The following is a 13,312-nucleotide window of genomic DNA, read 5'->3' as shown; positions in this document are numbered from 1 at the left end:
AGCGTTTTTTGGTCTCCGCTGCCGCACTGTTTGTTATAATTTATTGAGACCTTTAAGGATTTTCTCTGGAGTAAAGTGCCACTCACGTAGCCATACGCCACAAGCATCATGAATTGCTGTTGCAATGGCAGGCGCTGCACCGTTTACACCAATTTCAGAGATAGATTTCGCACCGTATGGTCCAACTGGATCATCACTTGGCACCAACACCGCTTTGAAATCTTTTGGAATGTCACCAATCTTCGGCGCACCATAGCTCTTAAGATCGGTGTTGATTGGCACACCGTTGTCGTCGTAAATAAGCTCTTCAAACAAGCTGTGACCGATAGCGCGCATACTCGCACCGTAGATTTGACCAAGTGCCAAATCAGGGTTCACTGGAGTACCGCAATCGAGCAATGCATGGAACTTATCAAGTCGGATTTCACCGGTTCTAGTATTGACGGCAACTTCTGCAAAGTTTGCCCCGTAAGGGAAAGCGAACTCAGCAGTAGTGAAGCATCCTGAAGCCAACAGTTGTCCCCAACCCGTTCCGCTTTCTGCTTTATGCGCGATGTCGAAGAAAGTTACTTCACCAGCAGGCCCTTTTACCAAGCCAGGTGCGACGATTTGTACATTTTCAACCGACTCTTCAAGCATTTCCGCACCGTACTTCAAGATTTTCTCACGCATCGCTTCTGCAGCGCGTTTTGCTGCATTACCTGAGAAGCAAGTGCCAGAAGAGGCGTACGCGCCTTTATCGAAAGGTGCATGGTCAGTGTCACCAGAATGAATCGTAATATCTTCCAGTGGACACTTAAGAACTTCAGCAGTTAATTTGGCGATCACTGTATCAAGACCTGTACCGATGTCTGCGCCACCTGAATGAACGATGAAAGTACCATCGGAGGCCATCTTGATGCTGCAGTTCGCTTGGTCGATATCAGGAATTCCTGATTTCTGTTGAATGATCGCTACACCTCGCCCCACTTTCCAATCACCTTGATGATCTTTTGGTGAATCCCATTCGATGAGCTTACGACCTTCACGAAGAATTGCTTCTAACGCACAACTGTGTACCTTAGGAGTGGTGGTAGGCATTTTACCTTCGCCGATAGCACCAAGAATCTTAAGCTCTTGGCCTTCAACGACTCGGTTTTTCTCAATCATATCGAGATGGTCAATACCTAGCTCTTCCGCAAGTTCCGCCATCGCCATCGTCAATGCGTAGTTACCTTTCGGCGCACCATAACCTTGATAAGCACCTGTTGGACAGATATTTGAATAGTACGTAGTAACTCGGAAATCGACGTTGTCACAAGGGTAAAGCGGCAGTGACAAGGCAGGACCATTTGATGGTACCGTCAATGCGTGATTACCATAAGGGCCAGTATTCGCGAGGAATTCCATATCAATAGCGGTAAGCTTACCGTCTTTGGTCGCCCCAAGTTTCACGGTCACTTTCGCTACGTGACGAGTGGAGTTACAAATAAACTCTTCTTCGCGAGTATGGTGGAAATATACTGGACGACCCGTGGTATAGGTTGCCCAAGCACAAACGTCTTCAAGAAGGATGTCTTGTTTTGAGCCGTAGCCACCACCAACACGCTCTTTGACGATGTGAACTTTGTTCTGTTTCACATTAAGGATCTTGGCGACTTGGCGACGTACGTGCCAAGGCACTTGCGTAGAGTCGTGCATGATGACGCGATCGCCATCCATGTAGCTATAACAGATATGGGTTTCGACTGGCAGTTGCTGTACCTGCTTCGACTCATAAGTACGCTCTAAAATAACGTCCGCTTCTGCAAAACCTTTGTCTAGATCACCAATGTGTCCACGAACGCCTGCTGCGATGTTCTTTCTTGGCTCACAGCCAATTGGGAAATTCACAATCAGCTTACCTTCGCGAGGATCGGCGTTGGCGTTTTGTTGCTCTAGATCGTCTGGTGCCCCTACTCCATATTCAATAGGCTCATTATGGACGATTGGTGCATCTGGAGCGCGCGCTTCGTCGATACTCATGACAGGCTTGAGTACTTCATACTCAACATCGATCAGTTTCAGCGCTTCGTTAGCAATGTCTACTGACTCGGCAACAACAGCAGCAACGCGGTCACCAACGTGACGCATTTTTTGGCCGAACATACGTCGATCAAGCGGTGAAGGCTCTGGCGCACTTTGACCACCCGGCGTATAAGGAATATCAGGACAGTTAAGGTGAGTGATGACACTTACTACACCTGGTAAGGCTTCTGCTTTAGATACATCTAGATGCGTGATCCAAGCATGAGCATGTGGGCTGCGCAGCATTTTGATGACACAAGCATTTGCAGGAATTCTATCTTCTACATAACAAGGCTTAGCCTGAACCATTTTCGCAGAGTCGAGTTTTGGACAGTTCTTACCAACTACATCCAAGTCATCTCTAAACTCTGGCGCAAACATCTCGGTGTATTGAGGATCAGCTTGGCGTTTCACCGCCAATTCAACAACTTCATAGAATTGTTGGTAACCAGCGTCACGGCTAAACAAACCAGATAGCGCATCGTCTATTTCTTCGCGTGTAGGTTGTTGAATACGCTCTAGTAAATCAGTCAACAGCAATGCCAATGCAGGGTCGTTATATCCCGATTGAACAACACCAACATCAATCATCGCTTGTTGAACTAAACTGAGTTGATTCCAAGAAGACAGTGCTTCGGCCGTTTTGACTTCACCACCTTCCAATTGAGCTGCAATAAGCAGTGATGCGTTAACAAGTTTACCGTTGAACAACACAACATCTGAGCCCGCGAAACCCCAACCATCATCACTATTTCGGACCGAATGCAGTCCCATAGAATGCAATAGTGTTTGAACGTTGGTTTCTGGTGCGCAATGAGCCGTTTCAGGTCGGCCATTAAGATTAAATTGAATAGACATTACGCTACCCCCTTCGCCATTTCACGGCATTCAATTAGTAGGTCAGAGATCACGATGGCACTTAGGTAAGTTTTGTACTCAGCGCTACCACAAATATCCTCCACGGCGTGAATTGAATTCTTAATGGCTTGCTCTAATTCATCACCACTAAATGTCAGACCTTCAACATCGCGCAGTCTTACTGGCTTAGCGATTTCGTCAAAACGAGTCGCGACCCCTTCCATAGCAACAATCTGTTTGCCTTGCTTATCTACAGACACCGACGCATTAATAACGCGTAGGCCATCAGCGCTTCTTGCTACTCGTTTGCTTAGTGCAGCAAGCGTGATGTCAGGAATAACGATCTCTTTAATAAGCTCATCACTTCGTTGCTGGATGTAAGCTTCCAATTCAACCTGCTTATCATCCGCGAAGCGAACTAAAGCATTGAGAGCCATCAGGACAGGAACTAGCGGAGCTTCACACTGATGCGCAGCTATTTCACCACCAATCGTTGATTGATTTCTTAGATGTCTTGAATAGATGAAGCCCGCAGCTTGTTTAATGTTGTTTGGGACTAACTCACTATCGACAAGATCTTGAATTCGGCTCATAGCGCCCAAAGTGAGGGTGTTGCCATCTAGTTTGATATAGTCCAAACCAAGTTTGTCGATTGCGACAAAAACACCTGCATCACTGCGAGTCGGTGCTGCGTTTAACTTAGATCCTCCGGCAAACCACACCGCTTGACTTCCATGGTTAGCTTTAAGCTCCAACGCTGCACTCACTGTGTCCGGCGTGAGGTATTTAATATTCATATTCTTCGCCTTTTAGCATTGATTAGATTGAATTACAGAAAAACTGTTACTAGGTAAAAGGCAACATTTGAGCCAATGCTTACTTTGTTATTTAGTATTCGTGAGCTCGGTCTAATATTGAAAGAATTTGCGATATAGATCGTGATTTTCAATATCAAATTAAACTGTACAGACTAGCAAAGTGTTATTTATTGTCATTGATTTTAACCATCAATTAACAAATTAATTATTCATTATTAGGTGATAGATGAATATCAAATTGATACTTTCGATACTATTTTATCAAGTTGATAGTTAATACTTTGATTGCGTTAACTTAAGCAGTTTTTGGTAGGCTTCGGGAGTATCTACATCTAAATGAATAGTTGGGTCGCAAAGTCTAAGGTATGCCATCTCTCCTAGTTTTAGAATCGACTTCATCGAGTCAAAGTTCCCCTGGTCTCGTTGAGCCTTAAAGCTTGCCGTATGTATCAACACAGGGTGGCCTGTTGCGCGTGGTTCACCGGGGAATAACGTGCCAGTAACCTTATGTTCCCAAAGAGTTTTATAAATTCCCTTTTCGATACAAGGCATATCACCATGGCTGATATAGAAGAACTCCGTGTCGACCTCATTAATGCCTAATTGAAGTGAAGAAAACATACCTGAGCGGTAATGTTGGTTTCGTACAATGGTGACCTTTTTGTTGTCTTGAAACTGCTCAATCAACTCGTCTTCTCTATGCCCAACCACTAAAATCACACGAGTACAGAATGACAACGCATTTGTGATACTTTGCTCTAAGATCGTATTGTCTTTATAAGGTAGAGTTAATTTCCAGCATCCCATTCGAGACGATAATCCGGCTGCTGGAATGACACAGTCAATGTTATTTTTATTTTTTATCATACGAAATTCGAATTGAGTTTTTTGTATTTTAATCTATTGAATTGGGTAAATATGCCAATGTCGTCAAATAATTCTTTTTCCGAGTTTGCACATTCATTAATTTCAAGAGCCACCAGTACCCGTGAACCTATAACTATTTCTTTGGTGGGTGGCGGAGGAAAAACGCAACTATTGTATCGGCTTGCTAATGAATACCAGCAATTCGGGCACAATGTATGTGTTACGACAACCACCAAGATGTATTTTCCTAATGCACCAGAGCTGAATCAAGTCACTGACTTTGCCTCGCATTCACCATTGCCATCAACGGGTATTGCTTTTGTTTATAGTGAACGTTTGTGCCCAAACGACAACGATACAAAAGTGAAAGTTCGTGGCCTCTCTAACGAGCAGATTGAATCCCTAAAACGTCAGCAACTGTACTCTGTTTTTATCGTCGAAGCCGATGGTTCACACCGACTTCCTCTTAAGTCACCTGCTAGGCACGAGCCTTGCATTCCTAACCATAGTGATGTGGTAATTGGTGTCACTGGTGCAGATCCGATACTTAACCCGGCTAATCCTGAAGCCATTCATCGTTGGAATGAATTCAGTATGTTAACGAAATGCAACGAAGGGTCAGTCATCGGGAAAAATCAAATTCAAGCACTAGTGCATAGCGCTCAAGGTCTGTTTAAAGGATGCAGTGAGCAACAACAAAAAATATGGGTCATCAATAGATTCGATTTAGCCAGAGATAAAGCACAACTGACTGAATTGGCCAAGCAGATATTTGATGAAGAACCTCAGCTCGCTCAACTCGCGATAACACAAATGACGACAGATAACCCAATCCACCACATTTTCAATCGGACTCTATAGCATTTACACAGAGGTAGTTTGGATGAACATTTTCGCCAAGGCAGCACATTTAGAGCAAACCAATACACCATTTGCGTTTGCCAATATCATTGAAACAAAAGGCTCTTCTCCTCGTCATACTGGAACCATGCTCGTAGAACAAAGCGGACAAATTCATGGCACTATTGGTGGTGGGATGATAGAACGCTACGTTATTGAGCAAGCCATTGAAGCAATAAAAGAAAACAAACCTCGCGTCGTTACTGGACGAATGACGCGTACCGGCCCTGAAGCGATGGGTATGGATTGTGGCGGTGCAATGACGCTTTCAATTGATGTCTATGGCTCTCGCCCTCGCCTTTACTTAATTGGGGCTGGTCATGTAAACAGAGCCGTTGCCCAAGCCGCCGCTCCATTAGGATTCGATATTACTGTTGTCGATGCTTATGAGGGCAGCTTAGCAGAGGAGCATTTCCCGAAAGGCACTCATCGAGTACTAGGCAACACTATGCTCAGTGCCATTGACTCTCTTGATATCACACCAGATAGCTACGTGATTATCGCCACCAACCACCAAGATCAAGACGCTATCAACGCAATCGCCCAGAAAAAGACCACGTATACGGGTTTAATGGCCAGCCGCAGAAAAGTACAAACGCTATTCCAAGGCTTACGCGAATTAGGCACCAGCCAAGAAGAAATCGATCATATCCACTCTCCTATCGGCTTTGATATTGGCGCTGAAACACCAGAAGAAATCGCCATCAGTATTTTGGCTGAAGTACTTAACGCGAAAAATGGCGCTTCAGGGGCCAAATTGAAAGAAAGCGTTGGTAGCTTTAATCAAAAACTGGTGCTAGTACGCGGTGCGGGTGATATCGCAACTGGAGTCGCTGCGAGATTGCACAATTCCGGCTTTAAAGTAGTCATGAGTGATATTGAGAAGCCAACAATGATTCGCTGCACGGTTTCATTTGGCCAATGCCTCTACGGCAAACCTGTCACGGTAGAAGGCATTACGGCAGAAAAAGTTCAGTCTTTTGATAAAGCCTGCCGATTGTTAGAAAAAGGCAAGATTCCTGTGTTTGTCGACGAAACAGGAAAACTCGCCGAGGCCATCAAGCCTGATTTTGTCGTTGATGCCATTCTAGCGAAAAAGAACCTTGGCACACACAAAGGAATGGCACCCGTCACCATTGCTTTAGGCCCTGGCTTTACCGCTGGTGAAGACTGTCACGCAGCGATAGAAACCAATCGTGGACATCAACTCGGTCGAGTAATTTACGACGGTCCATGTCAGCCTAATTCAGGTATACCAGGTAGCATTCTAGGTTATACAGAGCAACGGGTGATTAGAGCGCCTGGCGTAGGTATCTTTACTGCGGAAGTGAAACTTGGCGATTTGGTTGAAGAAGGGCAACCTATTGCGAAAGTCGATGACATGGTCGTCTACGCGCCATTGAGCGGTAAAGTGAGAGGCTTACTCAACAACGGATTGAGTGTTCATCAAGGCTTTAAGGTGGGCGATGTCGATCCGCGTGGTGAAAGCGTTGATCACTGCACGATTTCTGATAAAGCGCGTGCGGTTGCAGGCGGTGTTCTTGAGGCAATGTTGTGTTTAAGTGGTCGGTAGTGGGTATTAATAACCCATCACCCACATAACGACGCCTTACTGGCTTGCGTCCATCATCCTCATGAAAATGAGGACCTTCTACAGCGCGTAGAAAACCAAACGTGGTGAGCACGTTAAGTAAATTGAGTTTACGATTCGCTAGCGGAGATTTCCTTTTTCAAGGAAATGACGAAGGTTTTTGATATCACTACATTTCAACAAACAACGCCTGATGGTCTCATCAGGCGTTTTCTTTTATTAAAACTTACCGAGCTAACTCACCTACTTTCCGTAGAAGTTACGGTACATCATGTAAGTGTGGGCTGCTGACCAACTGAAGTTGCTGGCACCTTGAACCGCACCTGTTTCTGGGTTGTAGTTTTCACGAATTGCGCCGTCGCTACCAAAGCCTTCACCGTTTTGGAACAGGTCTTCAGCGATACGTACCGCATCATTATGGCGTCCATACTTTTCAAGAGCTTGAAGGCCGAAATAGAATTGATCCAACCAGACACGCCCACGCCAATAGATATCAGCTCCGTAAGCTGGGTTATCACGACTTGCCGTCCCTAATGACACCCCTTCACCTTGATATTCTGTAGAACTATCAAACTTACTCGCATCAAGCATGACATCCATGACTTTGTCCGCGTTCGCTTGAGTCGCCGCACCGTTAAATTTGGAATAAATATCATATTCCTTTTCACAGCTTCGATTTAGGCTTTCAATCTATTACGCTTGTTTTTACCAAGTTCTGTCGAGATCATCTGAATACAAAGAGATTGCTCGTTTATATTCCTTTATAGCTTCGCTATTGGTTGTCGACAATAAGAGATTCAATAACAACTGCACGGCCTCTTTGTGCCGTCCTAAGTTGTACAAGCACATTGCATAAAATGGCTGGACTTCTTCTGCTTTTGGGTATTCAGACATGGTCTGTTCAAAGTAATGCAACGCCTCAACATATTCTCCTAAGCTTCTGTAGGTACAAGCTAAGCCAAACAATGTGTCAAAACGCTCTTGATTCGCTAACTTACCAAGTAATGCCGATTTATAATGTGGAATCGCGGATTTTTCTTTGCCTTCATTATCGTATGACCACGCAATCTGTAAATGTGCAGAAGCAGCGTACAGTGGATCAACAAGTAAAGTTTCGAGGAGTTGACGAGAGTCTTGATGCTTTCCGGCTTTGCGAAGCGCTATGGCTTCTGAAATGACGGTGTTCATAGAGGAATAACGAGTCCTTATCTTTTATGTACTTCAGCCTTACCGCATCGGTCGCATCGATACAGTTGCTCATCATCAGGATAGTCGACTATTTCGATTTCGCGACTCGAAAACAGACTGATAAGTAACCCAAACAACGTGTTACGTGTCGAATCACTGGCAGCTTTTCGCTGAAGTTTTAACTCTGAGTTGGGGCTATAGATCAACAAATGTGGCGTTAGTTGATTACAATGGCGGCAGAGAAATGGGCGCGTCTGATAGTCGCTATAGAGCTCCATGACCTAACCTTCTTTGAGATCTCATTAGAACATTTCAATTTAACGTAATGTAGATAAGATAAATTAACATATCTTAATCTGAGTGATCGTAAGGAACTGTCAAAGTAGACAAGGAATAATGCAGAAAGTAATGTGGAGTGGAATATCAACACATAAAGACATCGGGCGATACCTCTATGTGCTGAACAAGCAACCGTGGTTAACGAATTAAACGTAGTACGCTTCCACAGTGCCTTTTAATTTGATTAGTATAGGTTGACCGCGACGATCCAGTGCTTTTGGTGAAGGGATTTTTACCCAACCTTCGCTGATGCAATATTCTTCAACATCAGTACGCTCTTTACCGTTTAGGCGAATACCAATCTGGTGCTCAAAACACTCAGCTACGTGGTGTGGGCTGCGTGGGTTACCTGAAAGATGATCTGGTAAAGCTGGCTTTGCGTTGTTGTCGCTCATGATTATGACCTAGTGTATTTAAGAAGTGGCTTATTGTAGTCAATACCGTACCAGCGCTCAAGAAAAGTCATGGCATAGCGAATCTCGACTGCTTTAATAATGCGCAAACCAGCAACACCAATCTATGGCTCTTCGAACTATACAACTTAATGGAAGGAAAAGCGTCCCCACTCTGGTGCGCAACCAAGCACATATTTTTACATTTCAATTACAACATCGATCTACATCACAGAGATTCTGCTACAAAAAAGGATAAACTTGGGGTCCCCCGAAGCTACACACAAAATAATGAACCATGGATACTACTAAAACTCTTATTTACGATACTTTAATTCGTCTTGCTGATCATGCCCCGGAACAACATGCACAAATCCGTCAAGATTTGTATGAGCAACTAGAACTGCCCTTTAGCAAGCAGGTTGCTCTCTATACCAACGTACTTGCTCCAGCCAGTCTAGGACGACTTGACGACAAAGAACGTCTCGACAATGCCGTTAATCTTGCCGATTCAATCTTAAACTCATAAAAAATAAGCGTTGATTCTCAAAATGTTAGAATCAACGCTCTGTTTGTAGTCATGCTCCATCACCCACTTTTTATTGTTCACAGCTTCAACACTCTTGGAAATTTAACGCTGGCCATCTCATGATAAATATCATCTAAATAGGTGACTAAATCCTCTTCCTTTAAGTCAGAAGGTATCACGACATCATAGATCTTTGCTCTAATACCCACTTGTGATTCTCGATACAAAACCCAAGTATCGTGCTCTCGTGTCACTGACATGATTTGACCAAACACATTAAACTTTAATCGCGTCATCGAATCACCCTGTTATTCCCCGGTTAATCTACACGTGGCCAAAACACTGCCTTGTAACCAAACCCCACTTGTGGTCTTGATACTTATCTTCCACATAGTTTTGTGAGGTGTACTCACCAACGACATCACGCCAGAAACTCACTGCGTGATCAGCTCCGGCGACTTGTTTGATTTCCCACGTACCTTGGAGTTGCATAAATAATTGAGTAATAAACTGCTTACCGACTTTATTCTTACGAAAACAAGGAAGTACATAGAAATCACAGATTTCATAACATTTTGGTGTTTTTTCTTCAATCGCAGCTAATGCCGCGAGTACTCCATCCAAATAAAGTAAATAGCCTGATACCTTGCCCTCGATTTTTGGATAGATTTCGAACAGTCCACTAGCATCTGGTTTGTCATCAATGATTCTTGAAAATTCGGCCGCATAACCCTGATATAAATTTGCGTATATCTGCATATTTGAGCTATCAACTTTTACAATCTTCATAGCGTGCTCTCAACAATAGCCAATCACATTTTGATCGCCTTTATGGCTTAAGCTCGATATCCAAACCTCGCTAAGTAGTGCCAGATTTTCTTAATATCTTGCTCGTCAAAGTGCTGCTCCGTTACCGCCAAACCAAGTAACTTTGCATCGATCATTCCATCTCGCGCTAGTTCTCTCGCTAATTCGATAAACTGCACACCTCGATAATCGGGGTATTGATTCATTGTTTCAATAGACAGTTGATAGCCGTTATGCCACTGGATGGGAATACCCAATTCAAGCGCATATTGTTCAATCATAGTGGCTTGGAAAACAGGATCTAAGACTAAGCACTCAACGTCATCTTTTAACGATACTGTCCCGTGAATGTGTGCTTCAATGTAGTCATCAAGTAAGTCTGCAGAAGAAGACGTTGCGATATTGATCAGGTTATTCAGCGTTTCTGAAACAGCAAAATCTTCTGGTTCAAAAAAACTGTCTGGGTAACAATACGTCGCTCGTTCGAGCACATGCGGTTTTAACTCAAAAAACGCCGACCCAAACCTAGGTGACGCTCCGTTCGCATAGTTTCGGAAGTTAACCGCGCCGTACTTCGGCCTCAAATTCATAGGTGCACGGTCATAAGCACCATCAAATACCCGTTGTTCCCATAACCAACGGTCGCCACCTTCAAAAGCCGTCAAGCCGCCGTTACTCGTATTGGTTTCAAACTGGGATTTCAGCTCACCATCTTTGGCGATGGCGAGCAAAAGAGGCTGCCCTTCAGGCGTGTATCTATCAGGATGAAAGTTGATCGTAATGCGGCTAGTATTCGTGGATGGCTTACCCTTCGATTTAGCTCGTATATTATCCAGTGCTGTACTTATGATGTCTTTATCCATGAACTTCCATCCGCTCATGCAACTCCAACGTTTCCAACTCATGTTTGAGATTGGTGAGAGTATGTTGACTATACACCTTGATGCCTTCCCTAATTAACATGGCGGCAGTCACTCCTTGCCCGGGAATTTTTACGCCTGTGAATGTGCCATCATAAATCTGTTCGCTGCCACATGACGGACTACCCTCTGCTAGTATGGCGTAACGAATACCCTGTTCACGACACTTCTTAAGTGCAAGCTCTGCACCATGCAAAAATTCAGCGGTCACCTCATGACCGTCATCCCCAAAAACAGAAGCTTTGCGATCAATAACATCTGCACCTTGTCCTAAAACAATTTCTGCTGGCGGTCTCGGCGTAGGAAGACCTGCCGAGACTTCGGGACACATAACTATTAATTCGACATTCAGCTTGAGCCAAACTAAATCTTGCTCAGAAATAGATAACCCACTCGCGTTGTAGCGAACCTTGTTCCCTAGCAAGCATGAACTAATCAGGACTTTTTCCAACGTTTTCTCCTTGATAGGCTGTAAAGCAAGGTGATAATCAATTGAATGACGTGTACTAAGCATAATCGATAATTGGAGTTAGATATTCAATCAGTAAATCAAGATCTTGTCGAACTTCTAACAATTGTGTATTTAAGGTTTTCAAGTTCTGTATGTGATAAAAAAAGACGCTTTGAAAAGAGAATAATCTAAAATCAAAAACGGAAGCCGCTCGGCTTCCGTTATATTGAGAAATAATCACACTTAGACGATTAATGTGAACATCAAGTAGGCGTTCAAAGCAAGCACTAAACTTACAATCACGATACCCGCATAAGAAACCCATTTGTTATTTCTGAACTCTCCCATTAAACGTTTACTGTTGGTAAAAATAAGCAATGGGATAATGGCGAGAGCGATCCCAAAGCTCAATACAACTTGGCTCATCACTAGGATATCAGTAGTGTTCATCCCCATACCTATAACGACAAACGATGGCGCCATAGTAATAAAGCGACGTAACCACATCGGAATAGAAAAGCGAACAAACCCTTGCATCACGACTTGACCCGCCATAGTACCAACGACAGTAGAAGATAAACCCGAAGCAATTAGTGACACACCAAATAAAACCGACGCTGCTTTACCGACTAATGGTGTTAGTGTCATATAAGCCGTTTCAATTTCAGCAACGTGTTGGTTGCCAGAGTAATGAAAGACCGCTGCTGCCATCGCCACAATGGCGATATTGACGAATCCTGCAATAACCATCGCGATCAACACATCAAATCGAGTACTGCGAAGGCGAGTCTCAGTACTTTCCCCATAGCTGTTCTTAAACAAAGCAGAATGAAGGTAGATAACATGAGGCATCACCGTCGCCCCCAGAATCCCTGCGGCAAGGTAGATTTGACAAGAATCAGTAAAGCTAGGTGTAAGCAAGCCTGTCATCATCTCACCACCTGCTGGGTGAGCGAAGAAGAGTTCGGCAATATAAATAACCGCAACGAGCATGAGTAAAGACCCTATCACTACTTCTAAAGGCTTTTGTCCTTTTTGATGCAGCATTAGAATCATAACTGTCACAACGGCGGTTATCAGAGCCCCTTCCATTAAGCTTATGCCAAATACTAATTGGAAACCGACTGCGGCGCCGATAAACTCGGCTAGATCAGTGGCAATGGCAATGATCTCTGCTTGAATCCAGTAAAATCCAACCGCCCATTTATTCGGTAGGTGATCACGTAAATGTTCGGCTAAGTTTTTCCCTGTAACAATACCCAGTTTGGCAGACAAATACTGAATCAACATCGCCATTAAGTTCGCCCAAAACACTACCCAAAGTAGTTGGTAACCAAATGAAGATCCTGATTCAATATTTGTCGCGAAGTTACCTGGGTCGATGTAGCCAATGGCTGCAATAAACGCTGGGCCTAACATCAATAACTTACGTTTTATTTTGGCAAATGATGATGCTTTTTGTGCCGCATTAGCATCTGCGTATATGGATGCGCCATTCATAAGTATCATTCCTCTTTCGTCTATGAGAGAAATGATACTCGCACGCAAATGATAATCAATCGCATCTTTGTGCATAAAAATGATAACTAAGTTTTCACCACTTAAT

At 43.9% G+C, this 13,312-nt stretch carries 13 protein-coding genes and 1 pseudogene; 3 read left to right on the top strand and 11 right to left on the bottom strand.

Translation table 11 applies throughout. The annotated features are described in order from the left end of the window. Positions 1–33 precede the first annotated feature (33 nt). From JKJ11_RS18390 to JKJ11_RS18380, 3 genes are all read right to left on the bottom strand, one after another. Complete coding sequence (locus tag JKJ11_RS18390; RefSeq protein ID WP_038226665.1) at positions 34–2,904, bottom strand: molybdopterin-dependent oxidoreductase Mo/Fe-S-binding subunit; 2,871 nt, start codon at positions 2,902–2,904, stop codon at positions 34–36. Continuing rightward, positions 2,904–3,701, bottom strand: coding sequence for a molybdopterin-dependent oxidoreductase FAD-binding subunit (gene ygfM, locus JKJ11_RS18385; protein WP_252039718.1), 798 nt, complete (start codon positions 3,699–3,701; stop codon positions 2,904–2,906). Before ygfM ends, JKJ11_RS18390 begins: the two co-directional genes overlap by 1 nt. 294 nt (positions 3,702–3,995) lie before the next feature. Beyond that, on the bottom strand, positions 3,996–4,589 hold the full coding sequence (locus tag JKJ11_RS18380; protein WP_006074766.1) for an NTP transferase domain-containing protein: 594 nt from the start codon (positions 4,587–4,589) through the stop codon (positions 3,996–3,998). 57 nt (positions 4,590–4,646) lie between these two features. Here JKJ11_RS18380 and yqeC point away from each other — a divergent pair, with 57 nt between their 5' ends. Together yqeC and yqeB are read left to right on the top strand one after the other, a co-directional pair. After that, positions 4,647–5,450, top strand: coding sequence for a selenium cofactor biosynthesis protein YqeC (gene yqeC / locus JKJ11_RS18375; RefSeq protein WP_252039717.1), 804 nt, complete (start codon positions 4,647–4,649; stop codon positions 5,448–5,450). Positions 5,451–5,472: 22 nt separating this feature from the next. Next, positions 5,473–7,062, top strand: a complete 1,590-nt coding sequence (gene yqeB, locus JKJ11_RS18370; RefSeq protein ID WP_252039716.1) for a selenium-dependent molybdenum cofactor biosynthesis protein YqeB — start codon at positions 5,473–5,475, stop codon at positions 7,060–7,062. A gap of 261 nt (positions 7,063–7,323) precedes the next feature. Here yqeB and JKJ11_RS18365 read toward each other — a convergent pair. The 3 genes and pseudogenes from JKJ11_RS18365 to JKJ11_RS18355 form a co-directional block, all read right to left on the bottom strand. After that, a pseudogene (locus JKJ11_RS18365) lies at positions 7,324–7,719 on the bottom strand (MGH1-like glycoside hydrolase domain-containing protein); the annotation flags it as partial. A 66-nt stretch (positions 7,720–7,785) separates the two neighbouring features. Further along, positions 7,786–8,268: a tetratricopeptide repeat protein gene (locus JKJ11_RS18360; RefSeq protein ID WP_038226657.1), complete on the bottom strand. Its 483-nt coding sequence runs from the start codon at positions 8,266–8,268 to the stop codon at positions 7,786–7,788. Between the two features lie 485 nt (positions 8,269–8,753). Beyond that, positions 8,754–9,002 (bottom strand): DUF3297 family protein, encoded by a 249-nt coding sequence (locus JKJ11_RS18355; RefSeq protein WP_006074773.1) that lies wholly within the window; start codon positions 9,000–9,002, stop codon positions 8,754–8,756. 295 nt (positions 9,003–9,297) lie between these two features. On the opposite strand from JKJ11_RS18355, the gene JKJ11_RS18350 reads away from it, so the two are divergent. Then, complete coding sequence (locus tag JKJ11_RS18350) at positions 9,298–9,528, top strand: PAS factor family protein (RefSeq protein WP_063603473.1); 231 nt, start codon at positions 9,298–9,300, stop codon at positions 9,526–9,528. Between the two features lie 77 nt (positions 9,529–9,605). Here the strand turns inward: JKJ11_RS18350 and JKJ11_RS18345 are convergent, their stop codons facing one another. The 5 genes from JKJ11_RS18345 to JKJ11_RS18325 form a co-directional block, all read right to left on the bottom strand. Beyond that, positions 9,606–9,824: a DUF7661 family protein gene (locus JKJ11_RS18345; protein ID WP_062458998.1), complete on the bottom strand. Its 219-nt coding sequence runs from the start codon at positions 9,822–9,824 to the stop codon at positions 9,606–9,608. Positions 9,825–9,852: 28 nt separating this feature from the next. Continuing rightward, positions 9,853–10,317 (bottom strand): GNAT family N-acetyltransferase, encoded by a 465-nt coding sequence (locus tag JKJ11_RS18340; RefSeq protein ID WP_198558855.1) that lies wholly within the window; start codon positions 10,315–10,317, stop codon positions 9,853–9,855. Positions 10,318–10,364: 47 nt separating this feature from the next. Continuing rightward, positions 10,365–11,198: a DUF3626 domain-containing protein gene (locus tag JKJ11_RS18335; RefSeq protein ID WP_252040011.1), complete on the bottom strand. Its 834-nt coding sequence runs from the start codon at positions 11,196–11,198 to the stop codon at positions 10,365–10,367. Then, entirely contained in the window at positions 11,191–11,706 is a 516-nt protein-coding gene (locus JKJ11_RS18330; protein ID WP_252039715.1) for a 2-thiouracil desulfurase family protein, read from the bottom strand. The genes JKJ11_RS18335 and JKJ11_RS18330 overlap by 8 nt, the downstream gene beginning before the upstream one ends. A 243-nt stretch (positions 11,707–11,949) precedes the next feature. Beyond that, entirely contained in the window at positions 11,950–13,206 is a 1,257-nt protein-coding gene (locus JKJ11_RS18325) for an Nramp family divalent metal transporter (protein ID WP_286036767.1), read from the bottom strand. Positions 13,207–13,312: the final 106 nt, after the last annotated feature.

Source organism: Vibrio sp. SCSIO 43133 (genome assembly GCF_023716845.1).
Lineage (GTDB): Bacteria > Pseudomonadota > Gammaproteobacteria > Enterobacterales > Vibrionaceae > Vibrio > Vibrio mediterranei.
This window is presented reverse-complemented; position numbering and strand designations above follow the sequence as displayed.

Excerpts from the sequence above, each read along its gene's own strand:
- JKJ11_RS18325 (WP_286036767.1), bottom strand. The coding sequence starts at position 13,206 with ATGAATGGCGCATCCATATACGCAGATGCTAATGCGGCACAAAAAGCA.
- JKJ11_RS18345 (WP_062458998.1), bottom strand. The coding sequence starts at position 9,824 with ATGACGCGATTAAAGTTTAATGTGTTTGGTCAAATCATGTCAGTGACA.
- JKJ11_RS18350 (WP_063603473.1), top strand. The coding sequence starts at position 9,298 with ATGGATACTACTAAAACTCTTATTTACGATACTTTAATTCGTCTTGCT.
- JKJ11_RS18380 (WP_006074766.1), bottom strand. The coding sequence starts at position 4,589 with ATGATAAAAAATAAAAATAACATTGACTGTGTCATTCCAGCAGCCGGA.
- yqeC (WP_252039717.1), top strand. The coding sequence starts at position 4,647 with ATGTCGTCAAATAATTCTTTTTCCGAGTTTGCACATTCATTAATTTCA.
- JKJ11_RS18360 (WP_038226657.1), bottom strand. The coding sequence starts at position 8,268 with ATGAACACCGTCATTTCAGAAGCCATAGCGCTTCGCAAAGCCGGAAAG.
- JKJ11_RS18335 (WP_252040011.1), bottom strand. The coding sequence starts at position 11,198 with ATGGATAAAGACATCATAAGTACAGCACTGGATAATATACGAGCTAAA.
- JKJ11_RS18390 (WP_038226665.1), bottom strand. The coding sequence starts at position 2,904 with ATGTCTATTCAATTTAATCTTAATGGCCGACCTGAAACGGCTCATTGC.
- JKJ11_RS18340 (WP_198558855.1), bottom strand. The coding sequence starts at position 10,317 with ATGAAGATTGTAAAAGTTGATAGCTCAAATATGCAGATATACGCAAAT.
- JKJ11_RS18355 (WP_006074773.1), bottom strand. The coding sequence starts at position 9,002 with ATGAGCGACAACAACGCAAAGCCAGCTTTACCAGATCATCTTTCAGGT.
- ygfM (WP_252039718.1), bottom strand. The coding sequence starts at position 3,701 with ATGAATATTAAATACCTCACGCCGGACACAGTGAGTGCAGCGTTGGAG.
- yqeB (WP_252039716.1), top strand. The coding sequence starts at position 5,473 with ATGAACATTTTCGCCAAGGCAGCACATTTAGAGCAAACCAATACACCA.